The sequence below is a fragment of the Serratia sp. NPDC078593 genome (genome assembly GCF_050268245.1).
Lineage (GTDB): Bacteria > Pseudomonadota > Gammaproteobacteria > Enterobacterales > Enterobacteriaceae > JBNNGK01.
This window is the reverse complement of sequence record NZ_JBNNGK010000001.1, coordinates 49,852-68,110: the sequence shown is the minus strand read 5'-3', so window position 1 is coordinate 68,110 and position 18,259 is coordinate 49,852. Positions and strand designations below refer to the sequence as shown.

At 52.0% G+C, this 18,259-nt stretch carries 11 protein-coding genes; 9 read left to right on the top strand and 2 right to left on the bottom strand.

Annotation, left to right across the window (positions count from 1 at the left end; translation table 11 throughout):
- Positions 1-62 precede the first annotated feature (62 nt).
- Both dgt and degP read left to right on the top strand, forming a co-directional pair.
- Positions 63-1,580 (top strand): dGTPase, encoded by a 1,518-nt coding sequence (dgt, locus tag ACQKDS_RS00310; protein WP_399664983.1) that lies wholly within the window; start codon positions 63-65, stop codon positions 1,578-1,580.
- Positions 1,581-1,759: 179 nt separating this feature from the next.
- Complete coding sequence (gene degP, locus ACQKDS_RS00305) at positions 1,760-3,187, top strand: serine endoprotease DegP (protein WP_399664986.1); 1,428 nt, start codon at positions 1,760-1,762, stop codon at positions 3,185-3,187.
- Positions 3,188-3,346: 159 nt separating this feature from the next.
- Here degP and barA read toward each other — a convergent pair whose 3' ends face one another.
- Positions 3,347-6,097, bottom strand: a complete 2,751-nt coding sequence (barA, locus tag ACQKDS_RS00300) for a two-component sensor histidine kinase BarA (protein ID WP_399664989.1) — start codon at positions 6,095-6,097, stop codon at positions 3,347-3,349.
- 804 nt (positions 6,098-6,901) lie between these two features.
- Between barA and relA the strand changes: the two genes are divergently transcribed.
- From relA to ACQKDS_RS00265, 7 genes are all read left to right on the top strand, one after another.
- Positions 6,902-9,133 (top strand): GTP diphosphokinase, encoded by a 2,232-nt coding sequence (gene relA / locus ACQKDS_RS00295; protein WP_399664992.1) that lies wholly within the window; start codon positions 6,902-6,904, stop codon positions 9,131-9,133.
- 270 nt (positions 9,134-9,403) lie between these two features.
- On the top strand, positions 9,404-10,198 hold the full coding sequence (gene mazG, locus ACQKDS_RS00290; protein WP_399664995.1) for a nucleoside triphosphate pyrophosphohydrolase: 795 nt from the start codon (positions 9,404-9,406) through the stop codon (positions 10,196-10,198).
- A gap of 381 nt (positions 10,199-10,579) precedes the next feature.
- Positions 10,580-12,217 (top strand): glutamine hydrolyzing CTP synthase, encoded by a 1,638-nt coding sequence (pyrG, locus tag ACQKDS_RS00285; protein ID WP_399664998.1) that lies wholly within the window; start codon positions 10,580-10,582, stop codon positions 12,215-12,217.
- A gap of 83 nt (positions 12,218-12,300) precedes the next feature.
- Positions 12,301-13,596, top strand: a complete 1,296-nt coding sequence (gene eno / locus ACQKDS_RS00280; protein ID WP_399665001.1) for a phosphopyruvate hydratase — start codon at positions 12,301-12,303, stop codon at positions 13,594-13,596.
- A 258-nt stretch (positions 13,597-13,854) separates the two neighbouring features.
- A complete protein-coding gene (locus ACQKDS_RS00275; protein WP_399665004.1) occupies positions 13,855-15,045 on the top strand; it encodes an FAD/NAD(P)-binding oxidoreductase in 1,191 nt (396 codons plus the stop codon).
- Positions 15,046-15,056: 11 nt separating this feature from the next.
- On the top strand, positions 15,057-15,437 hold the full coding sequence (locus ACQKDS_RS00270) for a hypothetical protein (protein ID WP_399665007.1): 381 nt from the start codon (positions 15,057-15,059) through the stop codon (positions 15,435-15,437).
- 28 nt (positions 15,438-15,465) lie between these two features.
- The gene (locus tag ACQKDS_RS00265; RefSeq protein WP_399665010.1) at positions 15,466-16,659 is read left to right on the top strand and encodes a methionine gamma-lyase; all 1,194 of its coding nucleotides are present in this window, start codon (positions 15,466-15,468) and stop codon (positions 16,657-16,659) included.
- Positions 16,660-16,807: 148 nt separating this feature from the next.
- Here ACQKDS_RS00265 and ACQKDS_RS00260 read toward each other — a convergent pair whose 3' ends face one another.
- Positions 16,808-18,202: an amino acid permease gene (locus ACQKDS_RS00260; RefSeq protein ID WP_399665013.1), complete on the bottom strand. Its 1,395-nt coding sequence runs from the start codon at positions 18,200-18,202 to the stop codon at positions 16,808-16,810.
- Between the last annotated feature and the right edge of the window lie 57 nt (positions 18,203-18,259).

The following is an 18,259-nucleotide window of genomic DNA, read 5'->3' as shown; positions in this document are numbered from 1 at the left end:
CATTGCATCCAGCGCTGAGAATTGTTATCACGGGGGCTGATGCGCCAAGCGTGGAGAGAACCATGTCCGGGATCGACTTTAAACAAAAAATCAGCTTTCAGCGGCCGTTTGGCCAGCCGATCAAAGCAGAGGAAGAATACGACATTATTCGGCAGTTTGAGAGCGATCGCGGGCGAATCGTTAATTCAGCGGCGATCCGCCGGTTGCAACAAAAAACGCAAGTTTTTCCGTTGGAACGCAATGCTGCCGTGCGCAGTCGATTAACGCATTCGATGGAAGTGCAGCAGGTCGGGCGCCATATTGCCAAAGAGATCCTTAACCGTTTTAAGCAGGGGAAACGCATCGATCAGCTTGGTCTGACTCGCTTACTCGATCCGTTTGAAAGTATTGTCGAAATGGCCTGCTTGATGCATGACATCGGTAACCCGCCTTTCGGCCATTTTGGTGAATCAGCGATCAATGACTGGTTTGGTCAGCGTTTGGATCCCGCCAGTTGCGGCATTGAACCGAGCAGCCACGATCGCTGCCAGGTCAGCGTATTGCGTTTGCATGAAGGTGAAAGCGATCTTAATCGCTTGCGCAGTCGTATTCGTCATGACCTCAGTCATTTTGAAGGTAATGCGCAGGCTATCCGATTGGTTTATACGCTGTTGAAACTGAATCTGACCTATGCGCAGGTTGGCTGTATTTTGAAATATACCCGTCCGGCCTATTGGGCCAGCGATATTCCCGCCAGTCATAGTTATCTGATGAAGAAGCCCGGTTTTTATATGGCGGAGGAAGCCTTTGTCGATCGTTTGCGGCGTGAATTGAATATGGGGGAGTTTGATCGTTTCCCACTGACGTATATTATGGAAGCGGCCGACGATATCTCTTATTGTGTCGCCGACCTTGAAGATGCGGTAGAAAAAAATATTTTTACCGTTGAACAACTGTATCAACATTTAACCCAAGAGTGGGGCGATGTTAAGCCTGGCGATTTGTTTGATAAAACCGTTGCCAGTGCGTTTCGTAAAATCGATAGCGTTGGTGCATGGCGCAGCGCTGAAGATCAATTCTTTATGTATTTACGGGTCTATACCGTGGGGCGGCTGGTGCCGCATGCGGCACAACGTTTTATTGATAATCTTGATGCGGTGTTTCAGGGGAGCTTTAATCAGGCACTGCTGGAGGATTCCAGCCCCGCATTCCAGTTGCTCAAGATCTTCAAGAACGTTGCGTTCAAACATGTCTTTAATCATCCCGAAGTGGAACAGCTTGAACTGCAAGGCTATCGCGTAATCAGCGGGCTACTGGATATCTACAGCCCATTGTTGGCGATGCCGTTAGCGGATTTTAGCCAATTGGTGCAGGAGGATAACCACCGCAGTTACCCGATTGAAACGCGTCTATTCCATAAATTGTCGATCAAACACCGCTTAGCCTACCAAGAGGCGGTCGATGGCTTACAGCATTTATCACCAGAGCAGCAAGCGATCCGCGAGTATTATTTCCGCGCACGTTTATTACAAGATTATATTAGCGGCATGACCGATCTTTATGCCTATGACGAATATCGGCGCTTAATGGCCGCGGAATAGATTAATCAATATATCGTTATTTTCATATTTCCGCATGGGAAGGTCGCTATTTTTTAGTTTTGTAAAGATGAACAATATTTGTTTACCATTGCCCCAAACTTGGCTTGGAACTTCACGATAATAATAGGTTCTCATTAAGCACAGCAAAACTTTCTGAACGACGTTGAAGAGACACAGCAATGAAAAAAACCACATTAGTTTTAAGCGCCTTGGCATTCAGTGTTGGCTTGGCGATGGGGCCGATGACGGCCAGCGCCGCAGAAACCGCGTCAGCAAGCGCACCTTCCCAGCAGTTGCCGAGTCTGGCACCGATGCTGGAGAAAGTGATGCCGTCAGTGGTGAGCATTAACGTTGAAGGAAGCACGAGCGTTAATACGCCGCGTATGCCGCAGCAATTCCAACAGTTCTTTGGTGAGGATTCGCCATTCTGTCAGGATGGTTCACCGTTCCTGGGCTCGCCAATGTGCCAAGGTGGGGCGGGTGCTCCCGGTGCCAAACAGAAATTCCAAGCGTTGGGTGCCGGTGTCATCATTGACGCAGCAAAAGGTTATGTGGTCACCAATAATCACGTAGTGGATAACGCCAGCAAGATCCAAGTGAAGCTGAGTGATGGCCGACGTTTTGAGGCTAAAATGATCGGTAAGGATCCGCGTTCTGATATTGCGTTGATCCAATTGAAAGATTTCAAAAATCTCACCGCAATTAAAATGGCGGATTCTAATGCGCTGCGCGTCGGCGATTACACGGTGGCGATCGGTAACCCGTATGGTCTGGGTGAAACCGCGACTTCAGGCATTGTGTCGGCGTTGGGGCGCAGTGGCTTAAACATCGAAAACTACGAAAACTTTATTCAGACGGATGCCGCGATTAACCGGGGCAACTCCGGTGGCGCACTGGTCAATTTGAACGGTGAGCTGATCGGTATTAATACCGCCATCCTGGCGCCAGACGGTGGCAATATCGGTATTGGTTTTGCTATTCCAAGCAATATGGTGAAAAACTTGACCGCGCAAATGGTTGAGTTCGGCCAGGTGAAACGCGGTGAACTGGGTATTATGGGCACCGAACTGAACTCTGAATTGGCTAAAGCGATGAAGGTGGACGCTCAGCGCGGCGCATTTGTCAGCCAGGTTATGCCTAAGTCAGCCGCAGCGAAAGCGGGCATCAAGGCCGGTGATGTGATCGTCACGTTAAACGGTAAAGCGATTTCAAGCTTCGCATCATTCCGCGCGGAGATTGGTACGCTGCCGGTCGGCAGTAAAATGGTGCTAGGCCTGATCCGCGACGGTAAACCGGTTACGGTGGATGTGACGCTGGAGCAAAGTAAACAGATGCAGGTTGAGTCCGGTAACATTTACACCGGTATTGAAGGCGCTGAACTGAGTAATACCCAGGTTGGTAAGCAGAAAGGTGTTAAAGTGGATAGCGTGAAAGCGGGCAGTGCCGCAGCGCGTATCGGATTGAAGAAAGGTGATGTGATCCTCGGCGTCAACCAGCAGCCTATTCAGAATCTGGGTGAACTGCGTAAGATCCTTGATAGCAAACCTTCGGTGCTGGCATTGAATATTCAACGTGGTGATGCATCGCTGTATCTTTTGATGCAGTAACCTAGGGGTAATCTCATCGAGGGTAATTTTAGTCCGCCTCGGTTGAGCCCGTTCTTCGTTGGGGCGTAGCATCCTGCTATGCCCCTGTTCATTTTGATGCGCTTGGTGAGTGGCAAGTTGTTGGTTGCCGATCCATCCAGCACAACGATTCGATAGCGATCAATCCGCCGCCGAGGCTAAATGCGCCTGTGCTGCCTGGCTGGTTAGCGCGATCTCGTCCAGCAATTCCAACCATTCAGGTTCGAGATCGTGGCTATTGATGCCCAAGCGTAACTGCTGTTCCAGATAAAAACACAGTTGCTTCAGGCGCGGTACGCCGCTGTAGCTACAACTCCCATGCAATTTATGAATAATATCAATGATGGTGTCGTCCTGAGCGCCATCCAGCAAGGCTTGTACCCGTTCAGTGACCTGCGGCAGGAAATCGAGCAGCATTTGCAATAAATCGCGAGCCAGATCTTCTTTATTGGCCGCTTGCCGCAGTGCGAGCGACCAATCCAGCGACAGTTGTGGATCGCCCGCCGGCCGTGGCAAGACCGGCTCTGGTTCACTGAGACCGCCATGATAGCGCGACAGTACGCGGGTTAGCATCGCTTCGTCGATCGGTTTTGCCAGATAATCGTCCATGCCGGCTTGCAACAGATGTTCACGCTCGCCACTGACGGCATGCGCCGTTACCGCCACGATCGGGGTTGAATTGTGGTGTGGCATTTGCCGGATGAGCTCGCTGGTGCGGATGCCGTCAATATTTGGCATCTGAATATCCATCAAGATCAGGTCGAGTACATTATCGCGCGCCAGTGAAATGGCTTCTTCACCGCTTTCACAAAGTAACGCTTGCTCCACTTGCTCTTTTAACAATGTGCCGATCAGTTTTAAATTGGCCGGGTTATCATCCACCGCCATCACGGTCAGTGGCAGGCGCTTGCGTTCCGGCAACGTGCTCTGTTGATGTGGGGTTTCCATTCGCAACAGCGGATACAGGCGGTTACTGGTGATGGGTTTGGTCAGGCAGCCGATAGCACCGAGCTGTTTAAGCTGTTCGGCATCAATCTGCGATTGGCACGGTAACGCTAGAATGACCCGCTTGGCCAGTTTCAGCGATTCCAGCAGTTTCTCTTTGTGCTGTCCTTGACCAATATTATCGCGGAACGGAATCGGCACCCCGACCAGCAGAAAATCATACTCATTCTTTTGCAGTTGGCCGATCGTTGGCGAATGGGTGACCACTAATTGCGTCGCGCTGAGCATATTCAGCGTCGCCTGTGCCGCGGTTGGGTTAGCTTCGATGTAGGCCAGTTTTTTGCCACGCAGATCCGGCAGGCTTGGTGGTAGCGACAACATGCCCTCATTCAGATCGAGCGTAATGTGGAACCAGAAGGTTGAACCACGGTTCAACTGGCTGTGGAAGCAGATGTCACCGCCCATTTCCTTCACCAGCTTTTGCGTAATCACCAGCCCTAATCCCGTGCCGCCATGACGGCGTGAAATACTTGCATCGGCTTGGCGGAACGCTTGGAACAGCTGTGATTGCTGGCGTTCGGAAATGCCAATGCCGGTATCGTGGATTTGCACCTCCAGTTCAACCTGTCGCTCCAATTGATTACGCAATTCCACACGGATATCGATGTTGCCGGTTTCAGTAAATTTCACGGCGTTACCCAGCAGGTTAGTGATCACCTGTTGCAAGCGTAGCGAATCGCCGATGACCTGCTCTGGCACCTCATTGTGCACATCGAGCGTCAGCTCCAGCCCTTTTTCATGGGCACTGGGCGCCAGTAACACAATCACTTCATCCAGCGTTTCGCGCAGTGCGAAAGGAATGTGTTCCAGCACCAGTTTACCTGCTTCCAGTTTGGAGAAGTCCAAGACATCGTTAATGATGGTTAGCAGATTATTTGCCGATCGTTCAATGGTTTGCAGGTAGTCGGTTTGTGTCGCACTCAAATCGGTTTTTAACATCTGGCGTGTGAAGCCAATGACGCCGTTAAGTGGGGTACGCAGTTCGTGCGACATGTTGGCGAGGAATTCAGATTTGATACGTGCGGCTTCCTGCGCGCGCTTCTTGGCCAGATCCAGTTCGACGTTCTGAATTTCCATCTGCTCCAGCGTTTCACGCAGATCGGAGGTGGCCTGATCGATATTTTGCTGCATTTCTTCATGATAGGCAGTCAGCGACATCGCCATCGAATTGATGCCGTTTTTTAGCATATGCAGCTCGCCGAGCATAAAGCCTTCGACGCGGCTATCAAGTTGGCCTCGACGGATGCGATCGACGGTGTTGACCATGTTTCGTATTGGGCCGGTGACGTCGCGCATCAGACGATAGGCAAACAAAATAGCGATACACATGCACATCAATAGTAACAGCGTAGAAACGAACACTTCTTTATATTGCTGTAAGCGTACCGACTGTAGATCCAACTCGATGGCGACATAACCGAGGTTATGGTCGGGTTGAGTGGCCGGTTCAGCGCTTTCGTCGGGATATTGGCTCTCCGAGAGGATTGGCGTGCGCAAAATCAGCGAGTCACCTCGGCGAGTCAGCATCAGTTCGGTGGGCATTGGCACACCTTTCGGCAACTGCAACTGGCCGAAATTGTGATGATAATTGGATGTGACAAACAGATTATTCTGCGCATCAAACACCGTGATGGAGCGTACAATGTCTGAATGGCGGCGATGTAACAGGCTGACCAATTGACGAACCGACTCGCGGCTGCGGAAAGTCATACCGTATTCGCTGGCAACGGCCAAGGGCTCTATAATGCTGGTTCCGGCATCCACCAGCTGCTCTTGTAATTCATTATAACGGTGCACCACGAAGAAGGTACTCAGCAGCAAACCGATCAATAAGGTCGGAGCCAGAATCAGTATCATCATGCGCGCGCGCAGGCTGTATTTGGTCATGGGATTCCAATATGGGAGAATTGCGCTAATCCTAGCGTAATGAACCGGCAATCGACAATTTTATGCCGCGATTCTACTCTCTCAAACGCCGCGTGACGACCCGCTAACGTTGACAAAAATAAGTCTGTGATGTGAGTTGTTCCGTTCTTCCATGAAAAAACGGGCGTGACAATGGTAAGGCGTGTGTCGAATGGGCGGAAAACCAACCTCAAACGATAGGTGGGAGGGGATGAAAGATCGGCGGCTAGATGTCGCTATCTGTTAGTGTGACCTCATGCGAGTAATAGCACGGTAAATCCGCTAAAGAGCATCTGCACCCTTGAATGGCAGGTTATACAACCCAATCATGGATAGGGGATCTATTCTACTGCAGAGTAAACTTCCTTTTTACTGCTGGCCGGCCGCGTTAACACGCGAGTGGTGGATTGAAGGTGTTGCCACACTGCTAGCGAATGGGCAATATAATGCACATAAGATTTTGCTGAGAAATGCGTCTTTTATCCATGAGTCGCTTGAGGTAGACATTGCGTGACAGGCGCGTGCAGCATCGGGTGTTCGTGGTGCGGGAGTCTGTTCATGCCGATGCGATTGGAGTGATGCCACCGAGGTAACGTTGGCATCGAAGCGGGGGGCGTGTTTCGCCATCCTCTTCAGGCAGGTAAGAGCATCGTGCTGTTGGCTGCCGGTTATCGTCTTGCGCGTGTGCGAATGTTGGAGCGTTTCCCGCATACGGGGCATCTTGAATCAATGACGTGGTGGAACAATCACAACGCGTCAAGGGTCGCTGCAAAGTAGGGAGAAGGTATGGTTGCGGTAAGAAGTGCACATTTGAACACGGCGGGTGAATTTGCACTCGATGAGTGGATTGAAAGCCTTGGGCTACCTAACCCGCAGTCATGTGAGCGTTTAGCCGCAACCTGGCGCTACTGTGAACAACAAACGCAGAACCATCCCGACGCGCCAATCTTATTGTGGCGCGGCTTGGAGATGGTGGAAATCCTCTCTACTCTCAGTATGGACAACGACAGCATGCGTGCTGCGCTGCTGTTCCCGCTGGTTGATGCCGGTATCGTGCCGGAAGACACACTGACCGACGCTTTCGGTCAAGGTATTGTCGCGTTGGTACACGGTGTGCGCGACATGGATGCCATTCGCCAACTGAAAGCCACGCAAAATGACTCGATGGGTTCCGAGCAGGTGGACAACGTTCGCCGGATGTTGCTGGCGATGGTCGAAGATTTCCGCTGCGTGGTGATCAAACTCGCAGAGCGTATTGCTCACCTGCGTGAAGTCAAAGACGCGCCGGAAGATGAACGAGTGCTGGCGGCTAAAGAGTGCTCCAATATTTACGCACCGTTGGCCAACCGGCTGGGGATTGGTCAGTTGAAGTGGGAGCTGGAAGATTTTTGCTTCCGTTACCTGCACCCGGATGAATACAAGCGCATTGCCAAGCTGCTGCACGAGCGGCGTATTGACCGTGAACAGTTTATTGATGATTTTGTCTCGTCATTGCGCAAGGCAATGGCTGATGAGGGCATTAAGGTCGACATTTACGGCCGACCAAAACATATCTACAGCATCTGGCGCAAAATGCAGAAAAAGACCTTGGCGTTCGATGAATTGTTTGACGTGCGCGCGGTGCGTATCGTCGCTGAACGTTTGCAAGATTGCTATGCCGCACTCGGCATTGTGCATACCCATTTTCGTCACCTGCCTGATGAGTTCGACGATTACGTCGCCAACCCCAAGCCGAACGGTTATCAATCGATCCACACGGTGGTATTAGGGCCGCGTGGCAAAACGGTCGAGATCCAGATCCGTACTCGCCAGATGCATGAAGATGCCGAGCTGGGCGTTGCTGCGCACTGGAAGTATAAAGAGGGTGCCATCGCAACCGTACGTTCCGGCTATGAGGAGCGTATTGCCTGGTTGCGTAAGCTGATTGCCTGGCAGGAGGAGATGGCGGATTCTGGTGAAATGCTCGATGAAGTTCGCAGCCAGGTATTTGACGACCGGGTGTACGTGTTTACACCGAAGGGCGACGTAATAGATCTGCCTGCCGGTTCAACGCCGCTGGATTTCGCTTATCACATTCACAGCGACGTGGGCCATCGCTGCATCGGTGCCAAGATTGGCGGGCGCATCGTCCCGTTCACCTACCAGTTACAAATGGGCGATCAGATAGAAATCATCACCCAAAAACAGCCAAACCCAAGCCGCGACTGGCTTAACCCCAACCTGGGCTACATTACTACCAGTCGTGGCCGTTCGAAGATCCACAACTGGTTCCGTAAACAGGATCGTGACAAAAACATTCTGGCTGGCCGCCAGATGCTCGACAATGAACTCGAGCACTTGGGCATCAGCCTAAAAGAAGCGGAAAAACTGCTGGTTCCGCGCTACAACATGAACTCGCTGGATGAAGTGCTGGCAGCGATTGGCGGCGGTGATATTCGCCTCAATCAGATGGTTAACTTCCTGCAAAGCAAGTTCAACAAGCCAAGCGCGGAGGAGCAAGACCGTGAAGCGCTGCGCCAGTTAAAACAGCAAAAAACACCACAAACAACGCGACGTAAAGATGACGGGCGGGTGGTCGTGGAAGGCGTCGGTAATCTGATGCACCATATTGCCCGCTGCTGCCAGCCGATCCCAGGCGATGACATTATTGGTTTCATCACGCAGGGGCGCGGCATCTCGATTCACCGAGCGGATTGCGATCAATTGACCGAGCTGCAATCACACGCGCCGGAACGCATTGTTGACGCCGTGTGGGGGGAAAGCTATTCCAGCGGCTATTCGCTGGTGGTACGCGTGATGGCGAACGATCGCAGCGGCCTGTTACGTGATATCACCACCATACTCGCCAACGAAAAAGTCAACGTGTTGGGCGTCGCCAGCAGGAGCGATACCAAAAAGCAGATGGCAACCATCGATATGGATATCGAAATCTACAACCAGCAGGTGCTAGGGCGAGTGATCGCCAAATTGAATCAGTTGCCGGATGTGATTGATGCTAAACGTTTGCATGGCAGTTGAATCTCCTGCGTTTTTCAAGCTGTACCGTGAATACGCTCGCCAGTCATTGAGTTAACTCAGTGACTGGCGGGCATTGTTATCGCCTCGGTGCAACATGAAATCCATTGGGAGTTCTGCGTCTTCAAGACGCACCGTTCGTCTCTCGTCGCTTCATCGGCTAAGCGATGGGGATGTAAGCCGGCTCTGTCAGCATGGCTTGGGCATGCCCCAACATCAAACGCGATGGGGGATAAACGTGTTCCCTTCTTTTCTTTCGTCAGAGATTTTTACATGACAGATTCTATAGAGTTGCAGCGTTTGCTGACTATTATGAAAACGCTGCGCGACCCTAACCACGGTTGCCCGTGGGATCGCCAGCAAACCTTTGCCACCATTGCGCCGTACACGCTGGAAGAAACCTATGAAGTGCTCGATGCGATTGAGCGTCAGGACTACGCAGACCTGCGCGATGAGTTGGGTGATCTGCTGTTCCAGGTGGTGTTTTATGCCCAAATGGGGCAGGAACAAGGGATGTTTGACTTCAACGATATTTGCAACGCGATCGGCGATAAGCTGGAGCGTCGCCATCCACATATTTTTGGTGAAACGGATGCAGCCGATGCCAATGCGGTGGCCGCCCGTTGGGAACAGTTAAAGGCCGGTGAGCGTGCCGAAAAAGCGCTGCATTCGGTGCTGGACGATATTCCCAATGCATTACCCGCCTTGATGAAGGCGCACAAGATACAGAAACGTTGCGCATCGGTTGGTTTTGACTGGCACACGCTGGGCCCGGTACTCGATAAAGTTTACGAGGAAATCGATGAGGTGATGCACGAAGCGCAGCAGGCGGTGGTGGATGAGCATAAACTTGAAGAGGAAATCGGCGACTTGCTGTTCGCAACGGTGAATCTGTCTCGCCATCTGGGGCACAAGGCTGAAAATGCTCTACAAGCGGCCAACCGGAAGTTTGAGCGACGTTTTCGCCAGGTAGAAAATATTATCACCCAGCAAGGGCTAACCACGGCAGAGGCGACGCTGGAGCAAATGGAAGCGGCGTGGCAGCAGGTTAAACGTCAGGAAAACTAAAGGCGTTTTTTGTTGTCTGATGAGCGAGCCAGCATTCCGGCTGCTTGTTTGATCGGTGACAAGAATCGCGCAAGCTGAAACGGTTAAGCTGACATTCGATTCCGATTGGATACGCAGGTCGCTGAAAAGAAAAGCCAACAAACTGAAAACTAAGATATTTTAGTGTGTCTAAGGTGCGCTAAATCCTCTTTTTTCTGGCTAACTTATTGTTTTGAAAAGATAGAGATGATCGTATTGGCAGCTTAAACCTTGAGGAACTCACGGTGGTGACACAGATGATGGCGAGTAAAACGATTGTTTGTAGGTCAAGACAGGTTCGGGTATACTACTTTCCCGTCTTGGTTCTTCCATCGTCTTTAAACCTAAACTCTCAGGTTCAGCATGACAACTAATTATATTTTTGTAACCGGCGGGGTCGTATCCTCTCTGGGTAAAGGCATTGCCGCAGCCTCTCTCGCGGCTATTCTTGAAGCCCGTGGCCTCAACGTTACCATCATGAAACTGGACCCGTACATCAACGTGGATCCGGGCACCATGAGCCCGATTCAGCATGGGGAAGTTTTCGTCACCGAAGACGGGGCAGAAACCGATCTGGACTTGGGTCACTACGAGCGCTTCATCCGTACTAAAATGACGCGTCGCAATAACTTCACTACTGGCCGCATCTACTCCGACGTTCTGCGTAAAGAACGCCGTGGTGACTATTTGGGCGCGACCATCCAGGTGATCCCGCATATCACCAACGCCATCAAAGAGCGCATCATTGAAGGCGGCGAAGGCCATGATGTGGTGCTGGTAGAAATCGGCGGCACCGTCGGCGATATCGAATCACTGCCATTCCTGGAAGCGATCCGTCAGATGGCGGTAGAAGTGGGCCGCGAGCATACGCTTTATATGCATTTGACGCTGGTGCCTTACATGGCCGCGGCCGGTGAAGTTAAAACCAAACCTACCCAGCACTCGGTTAAAGAACTGCTTTCCATCGGTATTCAGCCGGATGTGCTGATTTGCCGCTCCGATCGCGTGGTTCCTGCCAATGAACGGGCAAAAATCGCGCTGTTCTGTAACGTGCCGGAAAAAGCGGTTATTTCGCTAAAAGACGTTGATTCTATTTATAAAATCCCAGGCCTATTGAAATCTCAGGGCTTGGACGATTATATTTGTAAACGATTCAGCCTCAACGTGCCGGAAGCGAACCTGGCCGAGTGGGAGCAGGTGATTTACGAAGAAGCCAATCCAGGCGGCGAAGTAACCATCGGTATGGTCGGCAAATATATCGAACTGCCGGATGCTTACAAGTCGGTGATTGAGGCACTGAAACACGGCGGCCTGAAAAATCGTCTGACGGTAAACATCAAGCTGATCGATTCACAAGATGTCGAAACCCGTGGTGTAGAAGTGCTTAAAGGGTTGGATGCGATCCTGATCCCTGGCGGTTTCGGTTACCGTGGTGTTGAAGGTAAAGTGATGACCGCGCAATATGCGCGCGAAAATAATATCCCTTATCTGGGCATTTGCCTGGGTATGCAGGTTGCGCTGATGGAGTTCGCCCGTAACGTTGCGGGAATGGAAAACGCCAATTCAACTGAATTTATGCCAGACTGTAAATATCCGGTCGTGGCGCTGATTACCGAGTGGCGTGACGAAGACGGTAACGTTGAAGTGCGTACCGAAGAAAGCGACCTTGGCGGCACGATGCGCGTGGGTGGTCAGCAATGTCACTTGACCGACAACAGCCTGGTGCGTCAGATGTACGGTGAGTCAACCATCGTAGAGCGTCACCGTCACCGCTATGAAGTGAACAACATGCTGTTGAAGCAGATCGAAGCTGCCGGGTTGCGCGTAGCGGGGCGTTCTGCGGATAATAAACTGGTTGAGATTATCGAGCTGCCGAATCATCCGTGGTTTGTCGCTTGTCAGTTCCACCCGGAGTTCACTTCGACACCGCGTGATGGGCACCCGTTGTTCGCTGGTTTTGTTAAGGCGGCGGGCGAGCACCAGAAGCGTCAGGTGAAATAAGAGTTTTGGTAGGCAACGCGCGGCATTAACCGCGCGTTGTTTGTCTGGAGTTTTAGTTAACTTGTGATTTGAGGAAAACCTATATGTCCAAAATCGTTAAAGTCATCGGCCGTGAAATCATCGACTCACGCGGCAACCCAACTGTTGAAGCCGAAGTTCATCTGGAAGGCGGTTTCGTCGGTCTGGCTGCTGCGCCGTCAGGTGCTTCTACCGGTTCCCGTGAAGCACTGGAACTGCGTGACGGTGACAAGTCTCGTTTCCTGGGTAAGGGCGTACTGAAAGCCGTTGCTGCGGTAAATGGCCCAATCGCGCAGGCGGTTACGGGTAAAGATGCTAAAGACCAGGCTAACATCGATAAGATCATGATCGAGTTGGACGGCACCGAAAACAAATCTCAATTTGGCGCTAACGCCATTCTGGCGGTTTCTCTGGCGGCAGCGAAAGCAGCGGCAGCGTCTAAAGGCATGCCACTGTATGAACACATTGCTGAACTGAACGGCACCCCAGGCAAATTCTCTATGCCTTTGCCAATGATGAACATCATCAACGGTGGTGAGCACGCAGATAATAACGTCGACATTCAGGAATTCATGATCCAGCCTGTTGGCGCAAAAACCCTGAAAGAAGCGGTACGTATCGGTTCTGAAGTGTTCCATCACCTGGCGAAAGTGCTGAAATCCAAAGGCATGAACACGGCTGTGGGCGACGAAGGCGGTTATGCACCTAACCTGGGTTCTAACGCCGAAGCGCTGGCTGTTATCGCTGAAGCGGTAAAAGCGGCCGGTTACGAGCTGGGCAAAGACGTGACGCTGGCGATGGACTGTGCAGCCTCTGAATTCTATAAAGACGGCAAGTATGTGCTGGCTGGCGAAGGCAACAAAGCCTTTACTTCTGAAGAGTTCACTCATTTCCTGGAAGAGCTGACCAAACAGTATCCAATCGTTTCTATCGAAGACGGTCTGGACGAATCTGATTGGGATGGTTTTGCTTACCAGACCAAAGTGCTGGGCGACAAAATCCAGCTGGTGGGTGACGATCTGTTCGTCACCAACACCAAGATCCTGAAAGAAGGTATCGAAAAAGGCGTTGCTAACTCCATTCTGATCAAATTCAACCAGATCGGTTCTCTGACCGAAACGCTGGCTGCAATCAAGATGGCGAAAGACGCGGGTTACACGGCGGTTATCTCTCACCGCTCTGGCGAAACCGAAGATGCTACCATCGCCGATCTGGCGGTGGGTACTGCGGCAGGCCAGATCAAGACCGGTTCTATGAGCCGTTCTGACCGCGTTGCTAAATACAACCAACTGATCCGTATCGAAGAAGCGCTGGGTGACCGTGCGCCATTCAATGGCCTGAAAGAAGTTAAAGGCCAGTAATATCACGTTGATGTGTCATTAATAAAAACCCGCTTCGGCGGGTTTTTTTATGTCTGTCAGCAGAGAAATTAAATGCCGGTTATTTATTAATATCACATCATTTATTTTTTTACCGACGATATTTATTGTTAATAACCATAGCGTTAATTATTTATTCTTTTTTTTCTGGCATTATAACCTTTCATTACTAAAATTATATTTCGTAAGGATATTCTTAATCACTTTCACCGGCCTGGTGCCGGATGGAATGGAGATATCATGCGGAAAAGAATCGTGATTGTCGGTGGCGGTACCGGCGGCACCATGCTGGCTAATATTCTGGCGCACAAGCTGCATCGTGAAATTATTAATAATAAAGTTGAGTTATTAATGATCTCGCAAACAACGGCGCATTATTTCAAGCCAGCTTTTATGTATATCGCGTTTAACGCATTTTTTAAACATGAATTAATGCGCGCGCAGCAAAGCCTGTTACGTCCGGAAATTAAATTTATTGTCGATAAAGCGGAGGGCGTTGATTTTCGGCAACGCCGGCTATTCACCGCCAGCGGTAATAATTATGCCTATGACTTTCTGGTCTTTGCCACCGGCTGCCTGCCTTGGATGGAAAAGATTCTCGGTTTGGCTGAGGCTGGCGACCACTTTTATCAGTATCAGGCGGCGCGCCGGTTGGCGAATAAGCTGGCGACGATTGAAAAAGGGCGCATTTTTATCACCGTCTCTTTTCCGCAAACGCCGAACGTTCCGCATCAGTGCGGCATTGCGCCGATTGAAACCACGCTGATGCTGGATGAATACCTGCGCCAGCGCGGCGTGCGTAATCAGATAGAGATAATTTATACCTACCCGACCATTTCCCAACTGCTGCGTAATTGCCTGTTTTTACAACGTCCAACAGGAGAAGCGCTTCCGGAAATATTTGCCGCGCGCGGCATCAAACATCAGCGCGGTTTTACCCTAGATCAGGTAGATGCTGAGCGGCATATCGCTTATTCCGCCGAGGGAGATGAACAGTCGTTCGACATTCTGATGGCGACGCCGCCGATTCGCGCGGTGGAAATGGTACGCAATACCGGCCTGAGCGATATCGATAACGGCGAAGGCTGGCTGCCGACCGACCCGCAAACCCTGCAGGTTTACGGCCAGCAAGGGGTGTATGTGATTGGCGATACGGTCGATCTGCCGATCAGCAAGGCGGGCGGTTCCTGCCACAATCAGGCGCCGGTGATCGCCGACAATATCGTGGCGGAGATGCAACTGGGCTATCCGGTACGCCATTACGACGGCAAGGTACAGGCGGTGGCACAGTTCGGCCTGCATAGCGGCATGCCGCTGGTGTATGACTATCGTCGCGATGTTGTGCCAACCCCAGCCACGAAACTGGGCGGTATGTTACGCAACGGCGTGAATCGCGGTCTGTACTGGGCTGCGGTGCGCGGCCTGATATAACGGAGCTAAGCATGGAAAACACGCAGACTGAAGCTCTGGCAGCGCTGATGGAAAAACTGTCCCCACTGCTGGCGAGCGGCCGGTTGAATAACGTGGTCGACGCGCTCTCGCTCACCTCGGATTTGGTCGACATGGCGGATAATGCGTTGGTCGAGAAACTGGCCGCGGTATTTGACGATTTGACCAGCGCCGGTTGGGAAGGGGGGATGGCGCTGAAAATGGCTTATAGCGAACTGCAGCAGAGTGAGCAGCCGGCGACCTTGCGTGGGTTGTACGCGCTGTTGCGTCAGCCGGAAACGCTGCTCGGGCTGATGTTGGTACTGCGCACTCTGAATATCATCGGCGGACGCATGCGCGCCGCGGGCTTACCGGCGGATGTCACACCGGAATAATCGTCACCATCCGAATCAAGGAGTCACTATGTCGTCAGCAAGCAACCAGGCTTTTGCCACCCGGGCGATCCATCACGGTTATGATCCGCAGCAGTATCATGGTGCGCTGTGCCCGCCGGTCTTTATGAGCTCCACCTTTAGTTTTCCGTCGGCAGAATACGGTGGCGCTTGCTTCGCCGGCACCGAGCCCGGTTATTTTTACTCGCGGATCGCTAACCCAACCGTCAATCTGCTCGAACAGCGTCTGGCTAATTTAGAGGGCGGAGAGGCGGCGGTTGCCTTCTCCTCTGGCATGGGGGCGATCACCGCCTGTTGCTGGACGCTGCTGGCACCGGGTGATGAGTTGATCGTCGATGAAACCATCTACGGCTGTACTTTCAGCTATTTTCATCATGGTTTAGCACGTTTTGGCGTTAACGTTACGCACGTTGATCTGACCGATCCCGACAAATTGGCGGCGGCCATTGGGCCACGTACCCGCTTGGTGTACTGTGAAACACCCGCCAATCCGAATATGCGTTTGATCGATATTCAGGCGATAGCGGAGATTGCTCATCGACAGCAGGCACTGTTATTGGTTGATAACACCTATTGTACGCCGTATCTGCAACGGCCGTTGGCACTTGGCGCAGATATTGTGGTGCATTCTGCGACTAAATATCTGGGGGGGCATGGTGATTTGTTAGCCGGTGTGGCAATCACGCGTGCCGAACTGGCGCAGGATATTCGTTTGATCGGTTTAAAAGATATGAACGGGGCAGTGCTATCGGCTCAGGATGCAGCGCTGCTGCTGCGAGGGTTGAAAACGTTGCCGCTGCGTATGGATCGCCATTGCGATAGTGCCCAACAGTTAGCGGAAATGTTGGTAGCCCATCCGGCAGTCGAACAGGTTTATTATCCCGGCTTGGATACCTTCCCACAGTTTCGTTTGGCGCAGCAGCAAATGTCGCGCCCCGGCGGTATGATCGCCTTTGAACTGAAAGGGGGAATGGAAGCAGGAATAGGTTTTCTCAATGCGTTGCGGTTAATTCTGCGAGCGGTCAGCTTGGGGGATTGTGAGACGCTGGCGCAACATCCAGCCAGCATGACCCATTCTGCGTACAGTGCGCAAGAGCGTCAGCGCCATCATATTAGTGACGGATTGATTCGTCTGTCAGCGGGGTTAGAGGATATCGCCGATGTGCGCGCCGATATTGAGCAGGCGTTGATGCAGAAAGGGTAATGACATGGCGTAGGGCGTAACCGCAAGAAACGAAAGGGCGCTATCTTCCTTGATGCGCCTGTCCGAGTGCCCTGACTCGCGTGATGATAAACGTCGAGCCCGTATTGCCAGAGCCGTTGTGCATCCGGTGTAAGGCTAAATTTGCGTCTTACAAACCTTGTGATGAGGTAACTACTGCGGTTTCTCCACCCTTTTTACGCACCCATATCCAATAAGCCAGGGTGAGAAACGCCACCCAAACCAATCCAACGTACAGTGCGATACGGCTGGCTTCAAAGTAACCGAGCAAGCCAATGACAAATACCATAAATACCGTTGCCAGCGCGGGGGCCAATGGCCACCACGGCACCGGGAAGCTCAGGTTGGCGGTTTCTTCTTTGCTCAGCGTACGGCGCATGGCAATTTGTGATAGCAGGATCATCAACCATACCCAAACGGTGGCGAAGGTGGCGATCGACGCGATAATCATGAATACCTGTTTGGGGATCAGATAATTGAGAATCACACCGAGTAGCAGCGCGATTGCCATCACCAGCACAGTCATCCAAGGCACGCCGTTGCCAGTCAGTTTGGTGAAGCTTTGTGGTGCCTGGCCTTCCTTTGCCATGCCGTACATCATGCGACCTGCACCAAAAATATCACTGTTGATCGCTGAGATGGCGGCGGTGATCACCACCACGTTAAGTACATGGGCGGCGGAGCCGATACCTAGGCTGCTGAAGATCTCGACAAATGGGCTGCCGTTCTGACCGATGCTATTCCACGGATAAATCGCCATCAGCACCAGCAGTGTCAGTACATAAAAGAGCAGAATACGGATGGGCACAGCGTTAATCGCTTTGGGGATCACTTTCGCGGGATCTTTCGCTTCGCTGGCGGTGATACCGATAATTTCGATACCGCCAAAGGCGAACATCACCACCGCCAATGAAGCGATGACGCCACCAATGCCGTTAGGCATGAACCCGCCGTGCTGCCATAAATTGCTGAAACCGGTCGCGGCTTGCGTCTGGCCGAAGCCGAATAGCATCACCGCCGCACCGCCAACGATCATCGCCACAATGGCGACAACTTTAATCAGCGATAGCCAGAACTCCATTTCGCCAAACACTTTGACGTTGCACAGGTTGAGTGCGCCGATAAAGAAGATAATGCTGAGTACCCACACCCATTGGGCGACGTCCGGGAACCACAGCCCCATGTAAATGCCGAAAGCGGTGACGTCTGCCAGTGCGACGATCACCATTTCAAAGGTATAGGTCCAGCCGGTGAGAAAACCGGCCAGCGGGCCAAGATAGTGGCTGGCATAATGACCAAATGAGCCGGAAACCGGCTGATGTACCGCCATCTCCCCCAAGGCGCGCATCACCATGAATACCGCGGCACCACCGACCAGATAGGCCAGTAGTACCGCAGGGCCGGCCAATTGAATGGCGCCAGCCGAGCCGTAAAACAGGCCGGTGCCGATCGCCGAGCCGAGAGCCATAAAGCGAATGTGTCGCGCGTTTAGGCCGCGTCTGAGTTGTGTTGTGTGGTTACGCATGTTGCTTCCCGTTGAGTTTTTATTGTCGAACAGGCACGCGCTATCCGCGCCAGGTGG

Bases quoted from the DNA above. Each gene is read 5' to 3' on its own strand.
- ACQKDS_RS00275 (WP_399665004.1), top strand. From the start codon at position 13,855: ATGCGGAAAAGAATCGTGATTGTCGGTGGCGGTACCGGCGGCACCATG.
- barA (WP_399664989.1), bottom strand. From the start codon at position 6,097: ATGACCAAATACAGCCTGCGCGCGCGCATGATGATACTGATTCTGGCT.
- ACQKDS_RS00265 (WP_399665010.1), top strand. From the start codon at position 15,466: ATGTCGTCAGCAAGCAACCAGGCTTTTGCCACCCGGGCGATCCATCAC.
- ACQKDS_RS00270 (WP_399665007.1), top strand. From the start codon at position 15,057: ATGGAAAACACGCAGACTGAAGCTCTGGCAGCGCTGATGGAAAAACTG.
- ACQKDS_RS00260 (WP_399665013.1), bottom strand. From the start codon at position 18,202: ATGCGTAACCACACAACACAACTCAGACGCGGCCTAAACGCGCGACAC.
- eno (WP_399665001.1), top strand. From the start codon at position 12,301: ATGTCCAAAATCGTTAAAGTCATCGGCCGTGAAATCATCGACTCACGC.
- pyrG (WP_399664998.1), top strand. From the start codon at position 10,580: ATGACAACTAATTATATTTTTGTAACCGGCGGGGTCGTATCCTCTCTG.
- dgt (WP_399664983.1), top strand. From the start codon at position 63: ATGTCCGGGATCGACTTTAAACAAAAAATCAGCTTTCAGCGGCCGTTT.
- relA (WP_399664992.1), top strand. From the start codon at position 6,902: ATGGTTGCGGTAAGAAGTGCACATTTGAACACGGCGGGTGAATTTGCA.
- degP (WP_399664986.1), top strand. From the start codon at position 1,760: ATGAAAAAAACCACATTAGTTTTAAGCGCCTTGGCATTCAGTGTTGGC.
- mazG (WP_399664995.1), top strand. From the start codon at position 9,404: ATGACAGATTCTATAGAGTTGCAGCGTTTGCTGACTATTATGAAAACG.